The organism is Ruegeria sp. CG8 (genome assembly GCF_056537165.1).
On sequence record NZ_JBQFRA010000002.1, the window covers coordinates 233,096 to 253,796 of the forward strand.

23 protein-coding genes and 1 tRNA gene are annotated in these 20,701 nt (G+C 62.0%); 12 read left to right on the plus strand and 12 right to left on the minus strand.

Annotation, left to right across the window (positions count from 1 at the left end; translation table 11 throughout):
* Positions 1–64 precede the first annotated feature (64 nt).
* Complete coding sequence (locus ACR0EF_RS07105) at positions 65–820, plus strand: 3-hydroxyacyl-CoA dehydrogenase (RefSeq protein ID WP_170370612.1); 756 nt, start codon at positions 65–67, stop codon at positions 818–820.
* A 55-nt stretch (positions 821–875) separates the two neighbouring features.
* Here the strand turns inward: ACR0EF_RS07105 and ACR0EF_RS07110 are convergent, their stop codons facing one another.
* From ACR0EF_RS07110 to ACR0EF_RS07120, 3 genes are all read right to left on the minus strand, one after another.
* Complete coding sequence (locus ACR0EF_RS07110; RefSeq protein WP_254437672.1) at positions 876–2,687, minus strand: ABC-F family ATP-binding cassette domain-containing protein; 1,812 nt, start codon at positions 2,685–2,687, stop codon at positions 876–878.
* A 69-nt stretch (positions 2,688–2,756) separates the two neighbouring features.
* Positions 2,757–3,497, minus strand: a complete 741-nt coding sequence (locus ACR0EF_RS07115) for a GNAT family N-acetyltransferase (RefSeq protein ID WP_170372397.1) — start codon at positions 3,495–3,497, stop codon at positions 2,757–2,759.
* 98 nt (positions 3,498–3,595) lie between these two features.
* Complete coding sequence (locus tag ACR0EF_RS07120; RefSeq protein ID WP_093962985.1) at positions 3,596–4,069, minus strand: outer membrane protein assembly factor BamE; 474 nt, start codon at positions 4,067–4,069, stop codon at positions 3,596–3,598.
* A gap of 83 nt (positions 4,070–4,152) precedes the next feature.
* On the opposite strand from ACR0EF_RS07120, the gene ACR0EF_RS07125 reads away from it, so the two are divergent.
* From ACR0EF_RS07125 to ACR0EF_RS07160, 8 genes are all read left to right on the plus strand, one after another.
* Positions 4,153–4,689 (plus strand): YceD family protein, encoded by a 537-nt coding sequence (locus tag ACR0EF_RS07125; RefSeq protein ID WP_170372395.1) that lies wholly within the window; start codon positions 4,153–4,155, stop codon positions 4,687–4,689.
* A gap of 205 nt (positions 4,690–4,894) precedes the next feature.
* The gene (rpmF, locus tag ACR0EF_RS07130) at positions 4,895–5,101 is read left to right on the plus strand and encodes a 50S ribosomal protein L32 (RefSeq protein WP_093962313.1); all 207 of its coding nucleotides are present in this window, start codon (positions 4,895–4,897) and stop codon (positions 5,099–5,101) included.
* A gap of 24 nt (positions 5,102–5,125) precedes the next feature.
* Positions 5,126–6,211, plus strand: coding sequence for a phosphate acyltransferase PlsX (gene plsX, locus ACR0EF_RS07135; RefSeq protein ID WP_170358888.1), 1,086 nt, complete (start codon positions 5,126–5,128; stop codon positions 6,209–6,211).
* Positions 6,212–6,234: 23 nt separating this feature from the next.
* A complete protein-coding gene (locus tag ACR0EF_RS07140) occupies positions 6,235–7,206 on the plus strand; it encodes a beta-ketoacyl-ACP synthase III (RefSeq protein WP_093962315.1) in 972 nt (323 codons plus the stop codon).
* Positions 7,207–7,302: 96 nt separating this feature from the next.
* Positions 7,303–7,605: an integration host factor subunit alpha gene (gene ihfA, locus ACR0EF_RS07145; RefSeq protein ID WP_093962316.1), complete on the plus strand. Its 303-nt coding sequence runs from the start codon at positions 7,303–7,305 to the stop codon at positions 7,603–7,605.
* An 18-nt stretch (positions 7,606–7,623) separates the two neighbouring features.
* On the plus strand, positions 7,624–8,238 hold the full coding sequence (locus ACR0EF_RS07150; protein ID WP_170372394.1) for a MerR family transcriptional regulator: 615 nt from the start codon (positions 7,624–7,626) through the stop codon (positions 8,236–8,238).
* Positions 8,239–8,299: 61 nt separating this feature from the next.
* Positions 8,300–8,376, plus strand: a tRNA-Pro gene (locus ACR0EF_RS07155).
* A 61-nt stretch (positions 8,377–8,437) separates the two neighbouring features.
* Positions 8,438–9,517, plus strand: coding sequence for a 2'-deoxycytidine 5'-triphosphate deaminase (locus tag ACR0EF_RS07160; protein WP_170372392.1), 1,080 nt, complete (start codon positions 8,438–8,440; stop codon positions 9,515–9,517).
* A 3-nt stretch (positions 9,518–9,520) separates the two neighbouring features.
* Here ACR0EF_RS07160 and ACR0EF_RS07165 read toward each other — a convergent pair whose 3' ends face one another.
* The 7 genes from ACR0EF_RS07165 to ACR0EF_RS07195 all read right to left on the minus strand — a co-directional run bounded on the left by ACR0EF_RS07165 (position 9,521) and on the right by ACR0EF_RS07195 (position 16,412).
* The gene (locus ACR0EF_RS07165) at positions 9,521–9,760 is read right to left on the minus strand and encodes a hypothetical protein (RefSeq protein WP_093962319.1); all 240 of its coding nucleotides are present in this window, start codon (positions 9,758–9,760) and stop codon (positions 9,521–9,523) included.
* A gap of 63 nt (positions 9,761–9,823) precedes the next feature.
* A complete protein-coding gene (gene scpB / locus ACR0EF_RS07170; RefSeq protein WP_170338220.1) occupies positions 9,824–10,483 on the minus strand; it encodes an SMC-Scp complex subunit ScpB in 660 nt (219 codons plus the stop codon).
* Positions 10,476–11,270 carry a segregation and condensation protein A gene (locus tag ACR0EF_RS07175; protein WP_170372390.1) on the minus strand — a complete coding sequence of 265 codons (795 nt, stop codon included), beginning with the start codon at positions 11,268–11,270 and terminating at the stop codon, positions 10,476–10,478. The genes scpB and ACR0EF_RS07175 overlap by 8 nt, the downstream gene beginning before the upstream one ends.
* Positions 11,260–12,267 carry a beta-N-acetylhexosaminidase gene (nagZ, locus tag ACR0EF_RS07180; protein WP_170372387.1) on the minus strand — a complete coding sequence of 336 codons (1,008 nt, stop codon included), beginning with the start codon at positions 12,265–12,267 and terminating at the stop codon, positions 11,260–11,262. The genes ACR0EF_RS07175 and nagZ overlap by 11 nt, the downstream gene beginning before the upstream one ends.
* Positions 12,264–13,325, minus strand: a complete 1,062-nt coding sequence (locus ACR0EF_RS07185; protein ID WP_170372385.1) for an SPOR domain-containing protein — start codon at positions 13,323–13,325, stop codon at positions 12,264–12,266. The genes nagZ and ACR0EF_RS07185 overlap by 4 nt, the downstream gene beginning before the upstream one ends.
* 88 nt (positions 13,326–13,413) lie before the next feature.
* Entirely contained in the window at positions 13,414–15,159 is a 1,746-nt protein-coding gene (gene argS, locus ACR0EF_RS07190) for an arginine--tRNA ligase (protein ID WP_170358878.1), read from the minus strand.
* A gap of 95 nt (positions 15,160–15,254) precedes the next feature.
* Positions 15,255–16,412, minus strand: a complete 1,158-nt coding sequence (locus ACR0EF_RS07195) for a deoxyguanosinetriphosphate triphosphohydrolase (protein ID WP_170370620.1) — start codon at positions 16,410–16,412, stop codon at positions 15,255–15,257.
* A 76-nt stretch (positions 16,413–16,488) separates the two neighbouring features.
* Here ACR0EF_RS07195 and ACR0EF_RS07200 point away from each other — a divergent pair, with 76 nt between their 5' ends.
* Both ACR0EF_RS07200 and xth read left to right on the plus strand, forming a co-directional pair.
* Entirely contained in the window at positions 16,489–16,812 is a 324-nt protein-coding gene (locus ACR0EF_RS07200) for a HesB/IscA family protein (RefSeq protein WP_093962326.1), read from the plus strand.
* 243 nt (positions 16,813–17,055) lie between these two features.
* Positions 17,056–17,835 (plus strand): exodeoxyribonuclease III, encoded by a 780-nt coding sequence (xth, locus tag ACR0EF_RS07205; RefSeq protein WP_170338208.1) that lies wholly within the window; start codon positions 17,056–17,058, stop codon positions 17,833–17,835.
* A 4-nt stretch (positions 17,836–17,839) separates the two neighbouring features.
* Here the strand turns inward: xth and ACR0EF_RS07210 are convergent, their stop codons facing one another.
* Positions 17,840–18,991: an FAD-dependent oxidoreductase gene (locus ACR0EF_RS07210; protein WP_170370622.1), complete on the minus strand. Its 1,152-nt coding sequence runs from the start codon at positions 18,989–18,991 to the stop codon at positions 17,840–17,842.
* 71 nt (positions 18,992–19,062) lie between these two features.
* Entirely contained in the window at positions 19,063–19,485 is a 423-nt protein-coding gene (gene dksA, locus ACR0EF_RS07215) for an RNA polymerase-binding protein DksA (RefSeq protein ID WP_170358872.1), read from the minus strand.
* A gap of 364 nt (positions 19,486–19,849) precedes the next feature.
* Here dksA and ACR0EF_RS07220 point away from each other — a divergent pair, with 364 nt between their 5' ends.
* On the plus strand, positions 19,850–20,695 hold the full coding sequence (locus tag ACR0EF_RS07220; RefSeq protein ID WP_093962329.1) for an AAA family ATPase: 846 nt from the start codon (positions 19,850–19,852) through the stop codon (positions 20,693–20,695).
* Positions 20,696–20,701 lie beyond the last annotated feature (6 nt).

Here is a 20,701-nt window from a genome sequence, read left to right on the forward strand (position 1 = left end):
TGGACAGGACGGGCCAACTCGGATTATTTGAACGAACGTTCAGATCACTGGGGAGGAGCCCGCCATGCAATTGTCCACCACCGCCGCCGTCATCACCGGCGGCGCATCGGGCCTCGGAGAGGCCACTGCCCGTTACTTTGCCGAGAACGGCGCGCAGGTCACCATCCTTGACCGCGATGCCGAGCGTGGCACGCAGGTCGCGACCGAGATCGGCGGACATTTCGCCCAGACCGACGTGACGGACGAGAACTCGGTGGCCGCGGCCATTGCGTTGGCGATTGAGAAGATGGGCAAGATCACCGCCTGCGTGAACTGTGCCGGCATCGCCTATGGCATCAAGACCGTCGGCAAGGACGGCCCGCACCCGCTGGACGCCTTCCAGCGCACCATCGACATCAACCTTGTGGGCACTTTCAACGTGTCGCGTCTGGCCGCCGCCGAGATGGCCAAGAACGCGCCCGAGTCGGATGGCGCGCGTGGCGTGATCATCAACACCGCCTCGATTGCCGCGTTTGACGGACAGAAAGGTCAGGCGGCCTATGCAGCGTCCAAGGGCGGTGTCGTGGGCATGACACTGCCGATGGCGCGCGATCTGGCCTCGACCGGGATCCGGGTGATGACCATCGCGCCCGGCATCTTCATGACGCCGATGCTGGCCGGTCTGCCCGAAGAGGTGCAGCAGCAGCTGGCCGCCGACGTGCCCAACCCCGCCCGTCTGGGCGACCCGCGCGAATATGGCCGGCTGGCCGGATTCATCGTCGAGATGGGCTATCTGAACGGCGACGTCATCCGCATCGACGGCGCCCTGCGCATGCGCTGACATGACCGCATGGCGTGGGCAGAGCCGATCTGCCCGCGCCTCGGGTCGAGCCTGGCTAGGCCCCGGCCTCGGCCTTTTCTTCCAGTTCCAGCCATTCCTCCTCGGCGGCGGCCAGCTTCTCCTGCCGCTCGACAAGGGCTTCGGTCGCCTTCTGGAACTTCACCGGCTCGCGGGTGAACAGCTCGGGGTCCGACATCAGCTCCTCCAGCTTGGCGATCTCGGCTTCCAGCCGCGCGATCTCGGCGGGCAGCTTCTCGAGCCGGTGCTTTTCGGAAAAGGACAGGCCGGCTTTCGGCTTGGCTTCCTGCTTGACCTTCGGCTTGTTCTCTTTTGATTTCTCAGTCTTTTTCTCGACCATATCGCCGCGCTGCGCGACATAGTCCGACCAGCCGCCTGCATAGACCGTCGCGCGGCCGTTGCCCTCCATGGCGATGGTCGTGGTCGCCACACGATCCAGGAAATCGCGGTCGTGGCTGACCAGCAGCACGGTGCCGTCATAGTCGTCCAGCAACTCCTGCAACAGGTCCAGCGTCTCGACATCCAGGTCGTTGGTCGGTTCGTCCAGCACCAGCAGGTTCGACGGTTTCGCCATCAGCTTCGCCAGCAGCAACCGCGCTTTTTCCCCGCCTGACAAGGACTTGACGGCCGCTCGTGCCTGCCGCTCGTCGAACAGGAATTCCTTGAGGTAACCCACGACATGCTTGGGCTGGCCGCGCACCATCACCTGATCGGCCTTGCCCGAGACGCGCATCTCGGGGTCGCCGGTCAGGCTGTCCCACAGGGTCATCTCGTGGTCCAGCTGCGCGCGGGTCTGGTCGAAGACCGCGATTTCCAGATTGGTGCCCAGGCTCACGGTGCCTTCATCCGGCGCGACCTCGCCCAGCAGCATCTTCAGAACGGTAGTCTTGCCAACGCCGTTCGGACCGACAAAGGCCACCCGGTCGCCGCGCTGTACCAGCAGGTCCAGGTTGCGCACGATGGGCTTGCCGTCGAATGCCTTGCTGAGACCGCGTGCCTCGATCACCTTGCGCCCCGATTTCGGACCGGAGTCCAAGGACATGGCCGCCGACCCCTGACGCTTGATCTGCGCGGCGCGTTCGGCCCGCAAGGCCTGCAGCGCCCGCACCCGGCCCTGGTTGCGCTTGCGGCGGGCGCTGATCCCTTCGACAGCCCAGCGGGATTCGGACTTGATCAGCCGGTCCAGCTTGTGGCGTTGCTGATCTTCCTCTTCCCAGATCTTGTCGCGCCAGGCCTCGAAGGCCTCGAACCCCTGCTCCTGCCGGCGCACCTCACCGCGGTCGATCCACAGTGTTGCCCGGGTCAGCGCCCGCAGGAACGCGCGGTCATGCGAGATCAGGACAAAGGCCGCCCGTGTCGCGCCCAGTTCACGTTCAAGCCAGCCGATGGCCTCGATGTCCAGATGGTTGGTCGGCTCGTCCAGCAGCATCAGGTCGGGGGCCTCGGCCATCAGCTTGGCCAGCGCCGCGCGCCGCCTTTCACCGCCCGAGGCGGTCTGAACCGCGCGCGAGGGGTCGAATTTCAACCCTTCCCCGGCCCGTTCCACCTTGTACAACTCGCCGGGTTCAAGCCCGCTGGCCGCATAGTCGCCCAGCGTGGCAAAACCCTCCATCGTCGGGTCCTGCTCCATGTAGCCGACGGATTTGCCGGGCGGCACCACGATCTCGCCCCGGTCCGGTTCGACCAGACCGGCCATAACCTTCATCAGGGTGGATTTACCCGAGCCGTTCCGCCCGACCAGCGCAACGCGGTCGCCAGGCTGAACCACCAGGTCCAGGTCGGAAAACACCGGCTCGCCCCCGAAGGTCAGCGAGATACCGGACATCTGCAACAAAGGAATACGTGCCATGAGCGCCAGCTAAACCGGCAGACATTGGGCGTCAACGCCCCAGCCTCACCTTTTGAAAGCAGCGCGGCTTCAGCCCGCGATCATCCGCAAGAGGCGTTTCCGCGCCGCGGGAATCGCACCGATCTCGACGCCGGTGAACACATGCAGCGTGTTCAACTGGCGATCCACCACCGCATGGTCGCTGACCCAACCGCCCATCATCAGATAGGTGCGCAGCAGCGGCGGCATTCGCAGCATGGCCTTTTTGGCATCCGGGCGTCGCCGCAGCCGCGCGGCAAAGCGAAACACGTCCGGCGCCTTGACCCGCGGCAACCAGCGCTTGGGCGCAAGGTGGCGATGTTTGAGCATCGCGAAGGCATCCAGGTATTCCGCAGTCTCAGTCCCTGCGAAGGACGAGCATCCAAACAGCAACTGGACGCCGTTGCGGTCGACGAAGGACGTCATCGCGCCCCAGGCCACCCTCAGGATATCTGGATCCGTCCAATCGGGATGGATGCAGAACCGCCCCATTTCCACCATGCGTCCATCAAAGCTCTGCAAAGCGGAAAGGTCATAGAACTGGGCCGAATAACTGCGACTGATTTCGCTGCCGCTGTCCATGACCAGCATCCGGAAACAGCAGACCAACTGGCCACCTGCCTGCGAATCCTCGACCAGAACATGTGCGCAGGTAACGTCGAAGTCGTCCTGATCCGTCTCGGATGTTCGGAATGCAAGTGTACGAAGATTCTGGGCCGCCCGCACGTCCTCGGGACACCGCGCCAGGCGCGCGCGGTAGCGGCCCTTGTCCAGCAAAATATCATCGGCCATGGTCGCATCCTCCACGGTTTCTCACCGATTGCGATCTGCCTGATCCCATGCACCAATAGTGTGACCGCCGTGTGAAGCTTTCAACCGGCGGCCGGAAATTAGCTGGCCCCTGGGATGTTCGACGGGCTGAATTGGCCGATGTTGCCCAGCAGCTGCCGCAGGAAGCCTTTGTCCTGAACACTGGAGTCCGTCACACGGCGATCCAGCACGATGACATAGCCGTCTTCGAGACCGAATTTCTCGATATTGCGGACGACGCCACGCTGGTCAAAGCTGATCGCCACCAATTCGCGCGAGACGACCTCGGGGCGTTTGGGGCCATAGTGGCGAACGCGCGACGCCACATAATAGAAACCCGAATCCTTCAACACACCTGACGAGCTGGGCGCGCCAGCCTTTTCCAGAACCGTGTCGCGGGTATCGACGCCAACCTTGATCTCGGCCAGCTCTTCCGGTGTGGGGATATAGCCATGTTTCTTGTAGACCGGGGTACAGGCAACAGCGGTGGCCAGAACAAGCGTGCAGGCAACCGCCCTGGACGCCGGTTTCAGCCTGTTCAGTACTTTCAACATGTTCACCCTCTTGCCTTGGTCCCTTGCGGCTTCTATCCGATTACAGAAACCCATGCCCCGGTTCAACACAGGAAAGGGTCACAATGTCCGACCTCTCAACATTGCGCGTCGCCGATCTGCCGCAAAACAGCCCGACCGCGTTCGAATTGCGCCCCCCTGCCCGGCAACTCGAGGAAATTCGTGAAGCGTTGGGCCTGCTCGGGCTGCGCAAGCTGAGTTTTGTCGGCGAGCTGCGCGCGAAGGGCAAGCGTGATTGGGTGTTGACCGCCAAGCTGGGCGCAACCGTCATTCAGCCCTGCGTGGTGACGCTGGACCCGGTCACGACCCGGATCGAGGCTCCGGTGCGGCGCGTTTTCCTGGCCAATTGGACCGAACCCGACGAACCCGAATTCGAAATGCCCGAAGATGACGAGACCGAAGCCTTGGGCCCGGAAATCGATCTGGACCAGGTGATGCGCGAGGCATTGTCCCTTGCGTTGCCCCAATACCCCCGGAAAGACGGTGCACATTTGGGCGACGCGAACTATACCGAACCGGGCAAACAGGCGATGACCGACGAGGAAGCCAAACCCTTTGCCGGGCTGGCGTCCCTGCGTGACGCACTGAAAAAAGACGAGTGACAGGGGATCGATTTCCTGTCATAGCAGGCGCTCAGAAAAATCGCTTGAACATGTCGAGAATCGCAGTATTTTCGCGCGCTCATCGGAATTTGGGTTGGACATCGCGGGGCTTGTTCCCTAAACGCACGTCACACCACGAGAAAACGAAGAATGAAACCCGGCCTGCAGCGAATCTGCTGGCCCTTAGTAGACAAAGGTTGAGACCATGGCCGTCCAACAGAACAAAGTTTCCAAGTCGCGTCGCAACAACCGCCGCGCACACGACGCTCTGGTTGCTGCAAACCCGAACGAATGCGCCAACTGCGGCGAGCTGAAGCGCCCGCACCACGTTTGTGCAGCCTGCGGCCACTATGACGACCGTGAAGTCGTCGCTCAGGCCGACGACATCGACCTGGACGAAGACGCGGCCTAAGCCTGATTGAACGCAGGTTCTGGCATGACAGCGCAGCCCACGCAGACCGGAAAGATCATCATCTCGGTTGACGCAATGGGCGGGGATTCAGGTCCCGGCGTGGTCGTGGCTGGAATCGCAAAGTCAGCAAAGAAGAACCCCGAGATCGGATTTCTTCTGCACGGCCCGGAAGATGTGCTGAGCAAGCTTGTATCAAAACGGCGTGTCCTCGACGGACGCGTCGTTTTTCGTGATTGCCCCGACGTGGTCACGATGCAGGACAAGCCCAGCCAGGTGGTGCGCAGCGGCAAGAACACCTCGATGTGGTCGGCGCTGGAATCGGTGCGTCAGGGCGAGGCCCATGGTGCCGTGTCCTGCGGCAATACCGGCGCGCTGATGGCGCTGTCGATGATGCGGCTGCGCAAACTGCCCGGGGTGAACCGCCCCGCCATCGCGATTCTGTGGCCATCCCGCAACCCTCAGGGCTTCAACGTCATGCTGGACGTGGGCGCGGATGTGCGGGCCGACGCCAAGGATCTGCTGCAGTTTGCACTGATGGGCGCTTCTTATGCACGCAACGGCATGGAACTGACCCGCCCGCGTATCGGGCTGCTGAACGTCGGCACCGAAGAGCACAAGGGCCGCGCCGAACTCAAGGAAGCCCATGCCCTGATCACCGAATTCGCGGATCAGGCAAACTTTGATTTCGTGGGCTTCGTGGAAGGCAGCGACATTCCAGGCGACAAGGCGGATGTCATTGTTACGGATGGGTTTACCGGAAACGTCGCCATCAAGACCGGCGAAGGCACCGCCAGCCTGATCGGCGACCTGCTGCGCGAGGCCTTCAAGTATTCCCCCCTATCGCGCCTGGCCTCGGTTCTGGCCATCACCTCGCTGCAGCGATTGAAAAAACGCATCGACCCGCGCCGCGTGAACGGCGGGGTCTTTCTTGGCCTGAACGGCACTGTCATCAAATCCCACGGAGGCGCCGACGCCACCGGCGTGTCCGCCGCGATCAAGCTGGCTTTCACCCTGGCCAAGTCCGGCTTTGCGGAAAAATTGGCAGCACGGGTTGCATCCACGGCTGAGCTTGAACAAGATGCAGCGCAATCTGCGCTGCAGACCAAATAAGAACAAAGAAGGCAGTACCCCAGATGGCAGGCCGTTCAGTCGTTGTAGGTGTCGGGCATTACCTGCCCAAGCGGGTGGTTCCGAACTCCGAATTCGAAAAGACGCTTGATACGACCGATGAATGGATTCGCACCCGTTCCGGTATCGAACGTCGGCACTTTGCGGCCGAAGATGAAACCACGTCCGATCTGGCAACCTATGCGGCCAAAGCCGCTTTGCAGGACGCCGGCCTTACAGCTGATGACATTGACGCAATCGTACTGGCGACCTCGACCGCGGATCTGACGTTCCCGTCGGCCGCAACCATGGTTCAAGCCAATCTGGGCATGACCCGGGGGTTTGCCTTTGATGTTCAGGCCGTCTGCGCCGGTTTCGTGTTTGCGCTGAGCAACGCCAACGCCCTGATCCTTTCGGGTCAGGCCAAGCGGGTGCTGGTGATCGGCGCCGAAACTTTTTCGCGGATCATGGACTGGACCGACAGATCGACTTGCGTGTTGTTCGGGGATGGGGCCGGTGCTCTCGTGCTCGAGGCCCAGGACGGTGCCGGAACAAGCGATGATCGAGGTATCCTGTCCACGGATCTGCATTCGGATGGACGTTACAAGGACCTTCTGTACGTGGACGGCGGGGTGTCGACGCAATCGACGGGCCATCTTCGGATGCAGGGCAACCAGGTGTTCCGCCATGCGGTCGAAAAGCTCACCGCCACGGCCGAAACCGCCCTGGAACGCGCCGGACTGAACAGCCAGGACGTCGACTGGATCGTGCCGCATCAGGCCAATATCCGCATCATTCAGGGCACCGCAAAGAAGATGGGCCTGCCCATGGATCACGTTGTGGTGACCGTTCAGGACCACGGAAACACATCGGCCGCCTCGATTCCCCTGGCCCTGTCGGTGGGCAAGGAACGGGGCCAGATCAAGCAAGGTGATTTGATCGTGACCGAGGCGATTGGCGGCGGTTTGGCATGGGGCTCGGTGGTCCTGCGCTGGTAACCGGCGCAATCCGGCTTACACAGCCGCCCGCAATTCATTGATATTGACAGCGAATTTGCGCTACCCCTATGCTCGAAAATCAATAGGGGAAATGTCATGGGCGATAATACACTGACGCGAATGGATCTGAGCGAAGCCGTGTTTCGCGAAGTTGGGCTGTCACGCAACGAAAGTGCACAGCTTGTCGAAAGCATTCTGAACCACATGTCGGACGCGCTGGTGCGTGGCGAACAGGTCAAGATTTCGTCCTTTGGCACTTTCAGCGTTCGTGACAAATCAGCCCGTATTGGACGCAACCCGAAAACCGGTGAAGAGGTTCCGATCCAGCCGCGCCGCGTGCTGACTTTCCGCCCGTCGCATCTGATGAAGGATCGCGTCGCCGCCGGGAATCGCAAGTAAACCCGGGGCCAGGAGGATATGAGCAAGTCACCCGACGCGTTTCGCACCATCAGTGAAGTTGCGGATTGGCTCGGTGTTCAGGCCCATGTCCTGCGATTCTGGGAAAGCCGGTTTGCACAGGTCAAACCGGTTAAACGGGCTGGCGGTCGCCGTTACTACCGCCCCAACGACATGCGCCTGCTGGGCGGCATCAAGAAGCTGCTGCACGAGGACGGCATCACGATAAAAGGCGTTCAACGCATCCTGAGGGAACAGGGCGTGGCCCACGTGGCGGCGCTGTCACCCGACATCGATGTCAGCGCAGAATCACCACAGACGCCACAGGACGTGGTGGTGTCTTTTCCGCCCAAATCGACCGGCCAGCAAATCGACCTCGATCTACAGGCCGACACTGATGGTCCCGGATCGCCAGAGCCTCAGGTAACACCCAGTTCGCCACACCCCGAGCCGACACCCGCGCCCGCTGCGGTCAACGGGGACGACGGCATCAGCCCTGCCCCGCTGTTTGGCGGCATCGCCTCCAAAGCTTGGCAGACTACAAATTTTGACGCTGAGGCACTGCGCCAGATCGCCCCGATCGCGAGGGACCTCAGGGCATGGCTCAGCCGGGTCGAAGGTCAAAAGGCGGGATAAGAAGAAAGGCAATGTTTTCCTCTTGCCCCTGCCGGGAAAATCATTATGAACAGCCCAACGTCGGGCTATGGCGCAGCCTGGTAGCGCGTCCGTCTGGGGGACGGAAGGTCGCAGGTTCGAGTCCTGCTAGCCCGACCAAATCACACCGACGTTTATGGCAGACAGGCCAGATCCCGCTCTGGCACCAGGGGGGATCGGAATGACAGGTGTATGCCCGAACCAGCAAATCGAGGCGATGATCGCGCGCGGTGAGATCACCGCCGAGCCGGCCATTCTGCCCGCTCAGATCCAGCCCGCCAGCCTTGATCTTCGTTTGGGAACAGTCGCTTACCGCGTCCGCGCGTCATTTCTGGCGGGCGAAGGCCGTTCGGTGTCCGAACGGCTGGCCGAGTTCGAAATGCACCGGATCGACATCACCGACGGCGCCGTTCTCGAAAAAGGTTGCGTCTACCTTGTGCCCCTGATGGAAGCGTTGTCCCTGCCCGGTGACGTGACTGCTGTCGCCAACGCCAAAAGCTCGACCGGGCGTCTGGACCTTCTGACCCGTACCATCACCGACGGCGGAACCGAGTTCGACCGGGTGCCCGCAGGCTATTCGGGGCCCCTCTACGCCGAAATCTGCCCGCGGTCCTTTTCTGTTCTGGTGCGTCCGGGGATGCGGCTGAACCAGATCCGTTTCCGGCAAGGCCAGGCGGTTTTGCCCGATGCAGACCTGACCGCTCTGCATGCGGAATCACCATTGGTCGATGGTCCGGCCGTCATTCAGGACGGTCTGGGGTTTTCGGTCGACCTGCGCCTGCCCAACACTGACCTTGTTGGCTATCGCGCGAAACCGCATACCGGCGTGATCGACCTTGACCGGATCGGCGAATACGACCCACAGGAATACTGGGAAGAGGTGCGTACCAAGGACGGGCGGATCATTCTGGATCCGGGCGCATTCTATATCCTGGTCAGCCGAGAGGCGGTTCACATCCCACCGATGTACGCGGCCGAAATGGCGCCCTACCTGGCGATGGTGGGCGAATTCCGGGTGCACTACGCGGGCTTTTTCGATCCGGGCTTCGGTCATGCCGAAGCCGGAGGCGCCGGGTCACGTGGAGTTCTGGAAGTTCGCTGTCACGAAGCGCCCTTCGTACTGGAGCATGGACAGGTCGTCGGGCGGCTGGTCTATGAGCGTATGGCCGAGATGCCGACACAGCTGTACGGCGCAGGAATTGCTTCGAACTATCAGGGCCAAGGCCTGAAATTATCGAAGCATTTCAAGTCCGCACAGTAAACCTCAGAACCGCATGAACCGCCGCATCTGGCGGGTCAGCTGCTTGGCCTGTTTCATGCTCGGGCTCTGTCCGCCTGCACTTTGCGCCATGCGCCGGTCGGTCTGAGGATCGCGCGCCTGGCTCTGTTGGCCCGGCTTGCGGGTCGCACGATCGGCAAGGTCAAAACCTTTGTCGACACCACGCGTGACCAGCCTGCGCATGACTTGCCGAACGATCATGTCGATGATGCGGTTTGCGTTCATTTCGGTCTCCGTTCCTCTGCGCCGAACCTAACGGCGATATGCGCCGACAAATGGGCGACGCAATCAATCTTCCTCGAACAGTTCGGACTGGTCTTCGTCACCCGTTTCATCTTCGTTGGCCTCGCCGATCGGCATCGCCCCCGGCGGTGGCCGGTTTTCCAGCAAGCCAGCAGCGCGCAGTTCCTTAAGGCCCGGCAAGTCACGCGCGCTTTCCAGACCGAAATGGTCCAGGAACTGAGGCGTTACGACAAAGGTCACCGGGCGGCCCGGCGTCATGCGGCGACGGCCCAGCCGAATCCACTCCATCTCCAGCAGCTGGTCGATGGTGCCCCGCGACACGGACACGCCGCGGATTTCTTCGATCTCGGCGCGGGTGCAGGGCTGATGATAGGCCACGATCGCCAGGGTTTCGATGGCGGCGCGGCTCAGCTTGCGGGTCTCGACCGTTTCCTTCTGCATCAGGAAGCCCAGATCGGGGGCCGTGCGAATGGCCCACGCCTCGCCCACTTTGACCACGCGGACTCCGCGCCCTTCATAACGTTTCTGCAGCAGTTCCAGCGCTTGCGCGGCGTCGCAGCCATGCGGCATCCGCGCCTCAAGATCGGCCACTGTCACCGGCTCAGCGCTGGCGAACAGTACCGCCTCGACCATACGCTCCTGCTCAGCCAGTGGAGGCGCTTCGAACAGGGTGCCGGTGCCGTCGTCTTCGGGGGCGTCAGTCACGTTTGTCAGTCCTTCTGCGCAGTTGGATTTGAGCAAAGGTCTCGCTTTGCTTGATCTCCATATGTCCTTCCTTGACCAGTTCCAGCGAGGCCGCAAACGTCGCCGCCGTGGCCGAGCGCCGCCGCACCGGGTCAACGTCCCATCCGTCGGGCAGGTAGGTTTCCATGTCGGTCCAGGTTCCGGCAAAACCGATCAGCGGGCGCATGCGTTCCAGCGCCTGTTCCATCGTGAAAACGGCGTCGCGGTCCATCACGAAGGGCCGGAACTCGTCGCGGGTGCGGATGCGGGCATAGCCCTGCATCAGGTCCAGCAAGGTCGCGGAATAAGTGACCGTGCGGATGCGGGTGACATCCTCGCCCTGCCCGCGCCTGAAGAAATCGCGCCCGAGTTGGTCGCGCGCCATCAGGCGCGCCGCCGCGTCGCGCATCGCCTGCAGGCGTTCCAGCTGAAAGGCCAGGTGAGCGGCCAGTTCCTCGCCCGTCGGCCCCTCTTCGTCGGGGTCGGGCGGCAGCAACAGCCGGGATTTCAGAAAGGCCAGCCACGCAGCCATCACGAGGTAATCGGCTGCCAGTTCGATCCGCAGGGCGCGGGCCCGCTCGACAAAGGCCAGATATTGCTGCGCCAGCGCCAGAACCGAAATCTTGCGCAGATCGACCTTTTGCGTCCGCGACAGGGTCAGCAGCACGTCCAGCGGGCCTTCAAACCCGTCGACGTCCACGATCAGCGCCTCGGCGGCCAGCCGATCGGCGACCGAAACCGGGTCTTCGCTGAAAAGGTTATCCGTCATATACCTGCCCGCCCATCAGACGGGATAGTTCCGTCTCGGCGGCACGGATGTCAAGTTCCTCGGGCGATTGCCGCTGTGCCAGCGCCTTGTCTGCGCGGGCTTGTGCCGCCTCGGACATCTCGCCCGCAGCTTCCATGACCGTCGCCCTGTCGGCAAGCGAGCCGTTGCAGTGCAGCACAACATCGCATCCTGCGGCCAGCGCCTGACGTGACAGGTCGGCCAAAGACCCGCTGAGCGCCTTCATCGAGATGTCGTCGGTCATGATCAGGCCATCAAACCCGATCTGATCCCGGATCACAGCCATCATCTGCGGAGAGATCGTTGCCGGTCGTTCATCGAGCTGCTCAAAGACCAAATGGGCTGTCATGCCCATCGGCAGGTCGTTCAAGGCGCGAAACGGGGCAAAATCGGTCTGCAACAGATCGACCAACGGCGCATTGACGTGTGGCAGATCGAAATGGCTGTCCAAGGTCGCCCGCCCGTGGCCGGGAATATGCTTGACGATGGGCAACACGCCACCGTCCAAATGACCCTGCGCAACGGCCCGGCCGATTTTTGCGACCGTAGCAGCATCGCCACCGTAGCACCGGTTGCGTAAAAACGCGTGGGTGTCTGGACGCGCCAGATCCACCATCGGTGCGCAGTTGCTGTCGATCCCCATGGAATACAGTTCATGCGCGATCAGGCGGTACCGCAGGTACATGGCCCGCTCGGCATGGTCGCCGGCACGTTCCGCATGATCCAATGGGGGCATCCATTGCCGGGCAAGTGGCGCGCGCAAACGTTGGACCCGTCCGCCTTCTTGATCGATGGTGATCGGACAGTTTCGGCCGACAGCCTCGCGAAAGTCGCCACACAAGGCACGGACCTGATCCGCGGTTTCGATGTTGCGGGCAAACAGGATGAACCCGAACGGGTTCATTTGGCGAAACAACGCCTTTTCTTCGGGTGTCAATCGCAGCCCCGCCGCATCCGTGATCGTGGCGCCAAACCTCACCGCACGGCAACCGGGATACAGTCAGCGTCCTGTGCGACAAGGGCGGCGCAGAACTGGCGCGAGTCGCTCAGGTCATCGAACCCCAGGACCCGCAGACGGTAAAACGTGCGGCCTCCGCTTGAGGTTTTCTGGATAACCCTCTGCTTTCCATCCATATATTCGCCAAACCGACGATACAGCCTGTCCCATTCGGCCTGCGCGACCTCGGGGCTTTCAAACGCACCCAGCTGCGCCAGCCGGGTACCCTTAGTCAAGGTGTTCGGGTCGACATCCAACCCTACAGCAGCCTTGACCGCGGCGTTGATCGCGTCTTCGTTGACCGCAGGGCGCACAGCGGAAGCCGCGCGCGCCGGGCGGCGGAGCGGACGCAGGGACCGGCGCACGCCCGGCAGGGCCGCGATTTCGGGATCCGGCAACTGAGCGGCGAGATCGGCCGGATCAATGGCTGGCTCGTCATCGGCCAAGTTCAGGGATGCAAGCTGCACACCCGCTTCGGTCTGCGGTGTCTCAACGGCAGGCGCGCCGGGCAGTTCGGCCACCACGGCGTCAACTGCGCCTTGACGCAGTTCGGCCGCTTCCTGGTTCGAGATTTCTTGTTCGACAACATGCACGGCGGGGGTCGGCTTCAGCTCGCCCATCGCCACGTCTTCATCCGTCAGGGAAACGGGTCGCGGCGCAAGGATCAGCCGGTCGGCCGGAGGCGCCGCGGTTCCAACCGCCGCAACTGCATTGACCGCAAGACCCTGGTGATCGGCGGGTGTGCCCCCGGGAGTTTCCGGCTGCACCCGCATCGGCCCCTCGGCCGCGCGTACGACCGGCACGCCGCTCACATCGCGCATGACCAGCTTGTACCCCCAGATCGCGACGCCAGCGACAAGCGCCAGAGACGCGGCAGCACCCAGCAGGTTGACGACCCGCCCGAGGCCCACGCCCGCCGGCGCGCCCTCAGCCTGGTCCATCATGTCGTCGGGATATTCATACCCATCTTCGGGGTGGAACTGATTCGAGTAATGCGCGTGCTCGGGGCTGGTCTGCCCCGAGAAATCGTAACTGGTCATATCCGCCTCACTGCCCGTTTCGCGCCTGAAATTGGGGCGCGCGGGTCATTTCTTGCCTACCTCGGGCCGGCGGTTCGGGCAGTGTTGGTTACCGCATCTCCTGCGCCGGCGTGACACCAAGAATACCCAAGCCTGCTGAAATCACAACAGAAACGGCCCGGGCCAGCGCGATTTTTGCCTGGCTTGTTGCCGCGTCACCATCTTGCAGGAAGCGCAGCGACATTTCTTCGTTGCCCTTGTTCCACAATGCGTGGAAATCCCCTGCAAGTTCATACAGATAGAAGGCAACGCGATGCGGTTCGTTGGTACGCGCAGCGATCTCGACCAGCCGTGGCCATTCGGCCAGCTTTTTGGCAACAACCAACTCGGCCGCGTGGTCGATCTTGCTCAGATCGGCAGCCTTGAGGGTCGCGTCGTCCGCGGCAATGCCCGCTTCGGCGGCCCGGCGCAGAACGCTCATGACCCGGGCATGGGCGTATTGCACGTAGAACACGGGGTTCTCGCGGCTTTGCTCAAGCACCTTGTCGAAATCGAAGTCCAGCGGCGCATCGTTCTTGCGGGTCAGCATCACGAACCGGGTGACGTCCGGGCCAACCTGGTCAACCACATCACGCAGAGTGACGAAATTGCCGGCCCGCTTGGACATCTTGAACGGCTCACCGTTTTTCCACAGTTTCACCAACTGGGTCAGCTTGATGTCCAGCGGCACCTTGCCGTCCGACAAGGCCGAAACGGCGGCCTTCATCCGCTTGACGTAACCACCGTGATCTGCGCCGAACACGTCGATCAGAGCGTCAAATCCGCGGCTCACCTTGTCGTAGTGATAAGCGATGTCCGGAGCAAAATAAGTCCAGCTGCCATCGGATTTCTTGACAGGGCGATCCACATCGTCGCCATGCGCGGTAGACTTGAACAGGGTCTGCTCGCGCGGTTCCCAGTCTTCGGGGGTTTTGCCCTTGGGCGGCTCAAGAACGCCTTCATAGATAAGACCCTTGTCGCTGAGCGACTTCAGTGCGGCCTCAATCTTGCCGGTTCCGTACAGCGACTTCTCCGAGAAGAACACGTCCATCTCGACGCCCAGCGCCTTCAGATCGGCGCGGATCAGATCCATCATCGCATCGGTTGCGAAAACGCGGACCTCGGCCAGCCATTCGCTTTCAGGCTTGTCCAGCAAGCTGTCGCCGTATTTTTCCTTCAGCGCCTCACCGATCGGGATCAGGTAGTCGCCCGGGTAAAGGCCTTCGGCGATCTCCGGGCTCAGGCCGTTGGCCTCGCGGTACCGCTCGAACGCGGACCGGGCCAGCACATCCACCTGCGCACCGCCATCGTTGATGTAGTATTCACGGGTCACGTCGTGGCCGGAATAGGCCAACAGGCTGGCCAGCGCGTCGCCGAACACTGCGCCACGCGTGTGGCCCACATGCAGCGGTCCCGTGGGGTTGGCCGAGACGTATTCCACGTTCACCTTCAGCCCCTGCCCCATGGTCGAGCGACCATAATCCGTGCCCTGTTCCAACACCGCACCCAGAACGCCCTGCCAGACCGACGGAGCGAGCCGCAGGTTGAGAAAGCCCGGACCTGCAACCTCGGCACTCGTGATCCGCTCATCGGCGGCCAGTTTCGCGGCGAGCGCATCGGCAATGTCACGCGGCTTCATCTTGGCCGGCTTGGCCAACACCATCGCGGCATTGGTCGCCATGTCTCCATGGGCGGCGTCGCGCGGGGGTTCGACCGCAACGTTGTCAAAGCTCAGCCCCTCGGGCAGCGCGCCTTCGGACTGCATCTGCGTCAGCGCGTCCAGAACAAGGCCGCGGATCTCGGAGAACAGGTTCATTTCGGATGTCCTTTTGCTTGCGCAGCGGTTTACCACGCAAGGCGGCAAGGTCAATGCAGGCGAGCGGTCCAAACCAGCTTTCGCAGCATGCAGCCCTAAACCTGAGGGGGCTGTGCGCCGGTCAGGCGGGCATGATCCTGCAAGGCAAACCGATCGGTCATGCCCGCAATATAGTCTGATACGATCCGGGCCAGCGCGGTCTCGTCCGGCGCCGCTTCGATATCCGAATGCCAATGCCGAGGCATCTGGCGCGGGTCGCTCAGATAGATCGGGAACAGCTCCTCGACTACGCGACTGACCTTGGCGCGCACCTCCATGACGCTGGGCGCCCGGTACATGCGGGTGAACAGAAACGCCCGAATATCGTTGAGCTGCGCCCAAAGATCATCCGAGAAGCGGATGACAGGAGCCCCGAGGTGACGGACATCCTCGACTGTTTGCGCACCCGATCTCTCCAGAACCTCGCGCGAGGTGTCGATTACATCCGAAACCATCACGCCGAACACCCGCCTCAGCGCCTCGTGACGACGCCGGTAGAAATCCAACCCGGGATACTTGCGATCCACCTCGGCATAACACTCCCGGACAATCGGCAATTGGGCGATCTCGTCGTCGTTAAAAAGTCCGGCCCGCAGGCCGTCGAACAGGTCATGATTGTTGTAGGCGATGTCGTCGGACAGTGCCGCAACCTGCGCCTCTGCGCTGGCATGGGTGTGCAGTTCAAGGTCAAAATCGGCATTGCACTCGGCCAGCGCCCAGGGCAGCTCGCCCGTAACCGGGCCGTTGTGCTTGGCGATGCCCTCAAGGCATTCCCATGTCAGGTTGCACCCGTCGAAATCCGCGTAATGCCGTTCCAGCTTGGTGACGATGCGGATCGCCTGAGCGTTGTGGTCGAAGCCCCCGTAGGGCGCCATCAGCGCGTGAAGAGCGTCCTCGCCGGTATGGCCAAACGGCGTGTGGCCCAGATCATGCGCCAGGGCCACGGCCTCGGTCAGTTCGGGGTTCAGCCCCAATGCCCCCGAGATCGTGCGCGCGACCTGCGCCACCTCGATCGAATGGGTCAGGCGCGTGCGATAGCTGTCGCCTTCATGCTCGACAAAAACTTGTGTCTTGTGCTTCAGACGTCGGAACGCGCTGGCGTGTATGATCCTGTCCCGGTCCCGCTGAAAGCACGACCGGAAACTGCTTTCTTCCTCTGGCACCAGCCGCCCGCGCGCCCGGCCCGGATCGGCAGCAAATCCTGCTCGCTCCAATGGTCTTGTCCTTGTCGCCTGTCTCCGGGGTTTCTATATTGTAGACCGACGAGGAAATAAACCTTTGGAGCATGGCATGAATCTGCCTCCGAGAGTCACAGAACGCGCCTTCGAGAGGCTTGCCGAGATAGGTGCCGCCGACAACGGCAAGGCCCTGCGCATCGCCGTTGAAGGCGGAGGGTGTTCAGGCTTTCAGTACGAAATCGCATTGGACGAGCCCAAGGACGATGATCTGGTACTGGAAGGCAAAGGCCAGAAGGTTGTCGTCGACGAAATATCTTTGCCGTTCCTGGAAAATGCGACGATTGATTTCACTCAGGAACTGATCGGCGCCCGGTTCGTGATCGACAACCCCAACGCAACCTCTTCCTGTGGGTGCGGCACGTCTTTTTCGATGTGATCAATCGTGGGGGCGTTGCGCCCCCGTCCTCTGAATATCTCTATGATCTGCAGGAGCGCCCGCTGTCCCGCGATCAGGCCTTAGGGCGCGGTTGACCGTTTTTGGTCCCGCGCCCACTGGGCCAGTTCGTCATCGCGTCATCCGTCCCCAAACGCCCCCGGTGCCCGCGGCAGGCCTGACTGACACCTTGTGATGGCCTCCGTTCTGGGCGATAGGTTTCGGCAGAGCTTCGGAGGGACCGGGATGAAAATCGCAACATTCAACATCAACGGCATCAAGGCGCGGGCCGAGGCTCTGCCCCGCTGGTTGGACGAAGCCCAGCCCGATGTAGTCCTGCTGCAGGAAATCAAATCCGTCGACGAAAACTTTCCCCGCGAGATCTTTGAGGAACGCGGGTACAACGTCGAAACCCATGGCCAGAAAAGCTTCAACGGCGTGGCGATACTTTCGAAATATCCGCTGGAAGACGTCTCGCGCGGGCTGCCCGGGGATGAAGAGGACGAGCAGGCGCGATGGATCGAGGCAACCGTCATCGGCAAGCGGGCGCTGCGGATTTGCGGGCTTTATCTTCCCAACGGGAACCCTGCTCCGGGGCCGAAATTCGACTACAAGCTTGCGTGGATGGAGCGGCTGTACGAGCGCGCCCGTGATCTTCTAGCCACGGAAGAGCCGGCCCTCATGGCCGGGGACTACAACATCATTCCGCAAGCCGAGGACGCGAAACGCCCGGAGGCCTGGCGCGAAGACGCCCTGTTTCGGCCGGAAAGCCGCGCGGCGTTTCGCAAGGTGCTGAACCTTGGCTTCACCGAAGCGTTCCGCGCGCGGACACAAGGCCCGGGCCACTATTCGTTCTGGGATTATCAGGCCGGCGCGTGGAACCGGAATGACGGCATTCGCATTGACCATTTCCTTCTGACACCACAAGCGGCGGACCTGATGCGCGATTGCCAGATCGACGCCGCAGTGCGCGGACATGAAAAACCGTCCGATCACGTCCCTGTTTGGGTGGACCTCGACATCTGACTCGTCAGGCCGTCGGGTCGTAATCGTAGATCCAGTCGTATCGACGCGTCAGGCGCGGACCGATCAGGGCCAAGGCCGCCTGCGCGGCCAGTCGTGCGGGACCGCGCAAATGAAAGTTCCGCGCGTTGGCACCGGCAGCTGCGACCACCTTGCGCGCGCGGGTTTTTCTCGTGATTTCATAGGCTTCGAGTGCGCGGCGGACACCCGACTGTTCGTCAAAAGATCGGGCCAGGATCCAAGCATCCTCTAGAGCCAGGCACGCCCCTTGAGCCATAAACGGCAATGTGGGATGCGCGGCGTCCCCCAAAAGGGCAACGCGACCATTCTGCCATTTCTGTGCCACCGGGCGCAGAAACAAAGCCCACAGGTGAACATCTTGCACCTGCGAAAGCGCGGCACCTGCAGGACCGCCGAAATCGGCAAAACGCGCCCGCAGGTCCTCGGGGTCACCGCGCAGACGCCAGCCCTCCTCCCGCCAGTCGGACCGCTCTTCGACCGCCACGATGTTCAACATGGACTGCTTTCGCAGCGGATAGGTCACGACATGACGCCCGGGGCCCATCGTCAGCGATGCCATGGGCTCGGCTTCGTGGTTGATCCAGGGCACCGTTGCCCGCCAAGCCACCTGATGCGTGAACGCGGGCGCTTCGGTTCCGTTCAGGATGGGCCGGATACCGCTGCGCCCGCCATCCGCTGCAACGGCGAATTCCGCGCGCAGCCGGGTGCCATCCTGCAGCGCAACCTCGGCTTCGGCCGGATGCTTCCGAACATTGGTGACACGGGCATCCAGCCTGATCGACACCCCTGCGCGCTCGGCCGCCTTTTGCAGCACTTCCAGAAGGTCAGCACGGTGGAAATACCACGTGGGTCCGGCCGAGGGTGCCGGAAGACGGCTGACGACGCGGCCCCGCCGATAATCGCGCAGAACAGTGCCGTGAGAGAGTTGTGCGACCCGACCGGGATCATCCACGACACCCAGCGCACGCAGGACCGCCATGCCGTTGGCGCTGATTTGCAGGCCGGCCCCAACCTCGGTCAAGGCCTCGGCCTGCTCGAGCACGGTCACCCGTGCACCGCGTTGCTGCAAGGCCAGCGCAGCGGCCATTCCGCCGATCCCGCCGCCGATGACACAGATTTGCAAACCGTCGATCTTCATGACACGGGCCTAACGCAAAAAGGCCGGAGCCACAGGCCCCGGCGCTTGTCTTTTTTGAAAGAACCCAGCGATCAATCGTCGCGGTGAACTTTTTCGCGACGCTCGTGACGCTCTTGCGCTTCCAGCGTCATGGTCGCGATCGGACGCGCATCCAGACGCTTGAGCGAGATCGGGTCACCGGTCTTTTCGCAGTAACCGTATTCGCCCTCGTCGATCCGGCGCAGAGCGGCGTCGATCTTGGCAACCAGTTTGCGCTGCCGGTCCCGGGTGCGCAGTTCCAGCGCACGGTCGGTTTCCTCGCTGGCGCGGTCTGCAACGTCGGGAATATTACGGGTGCTGTCCTGCAGCCCCTCGATCGTATCCCGGCTGCCTGCCAAAAGTTCGTGTTTCCAGTTCAGCAGCTTGCGGCGGAAATACTCAAGCTGGCGTTCATTCATGAAAGGTTCATCTTCGGCCGGACGATAGTCCTCCGGCAGAAAAACTTCCTGCTTCATATTGGCTCCCTCGGTATGGCCAGAAACGTCTTTTGCGGTCGTGTCGCCTGACATTTGGCACCCCCTTCTGCGCAGCGTTTAACTGACGGGACGGGGAATGTCACTATCCAAACGCAACCCCGACGCGCCGTTATGAGAACCGGTATAAATATGAGACTTTGGACACCAAATCGTCGCCATTCTGTGAAAGCGAAAGGACCATTTTGCGGCAGAACACCCTTGAGCGGATGATGGAATCGGTGCGATTCGTCCCTCGCGCCCGTCGTTGGCAGCCCGCGACGCTGCGGCCCGGCTTGTCATTCGGCCCCGCCCTAGGTAACCCGGTTCCCGTCTCCTGTTGCTGCGACCATCATACGAGGGCCCCATGACCGCACGTTTCAAAGGCACAGCCGAATACGTTGCCACCGACGACCTGACCATTGCCGTAAACGCAGCCGTCACGCTGGAACGACCACTGCTGGTCAAGGGTGAACCCGGCACCGGCAAAACCGAACTGGCCAAACAGGTCGCCGGCGCACTGGGTCTCAGAATGATCGAGTGGAACGTCAAGTCGACCACCCGCGCGCAGCAGGGTCTTTACGAATATGACGCAGTCAGCCGTCTGCGCGACAGCCAGCTAGGCGACGAACGTGTGCACGACGTGTCGAACTATATCCGCAAAGGCAAGCTGTGGCAGGCCTTCGACGCCGATGAAAAGGTCGTGCTGCTGATCGACGAGATCGACAAAGCCGATATCGAGTTCCCCAACGACCTGCTGCAGGAACTCGACAAGATGGAGTTCCATGTCTACGAGACCGGCGAAACGATCCGGGCCAAACACCGCCCCATCGTGATCATCACCTCGAACAATGAAAAGGAACTGCCAGACGCATTCCTGCGCCGCTGTTTCTTCCACTACATCCGCTTCCCCGACGAAGCCACGATGCGCCGCATCGTCGAAGTGCATCACCCCGGCATCAAAGAGGCACTGCTGACCACCGCCCTGACCCAGTTCTACGAAATCCGCGAGACGCAGGGGCTGAAGAAAAAACCCTCGACCTCCGAGGTGTTGGACTGGCTGAAACTGCTGCTGGCTGAGGATCTGGATGCCGAAGACCTGAAACGCGACGGGGTAAATGCCCTGCCCAAGCTGCACGGGGCATTGCTTAAGAACGAGCAGGACGTGCATCTGTTCGAACGGCTGGCCTTCATGGCGCGCGCCAAGCGCTGAAGCCCG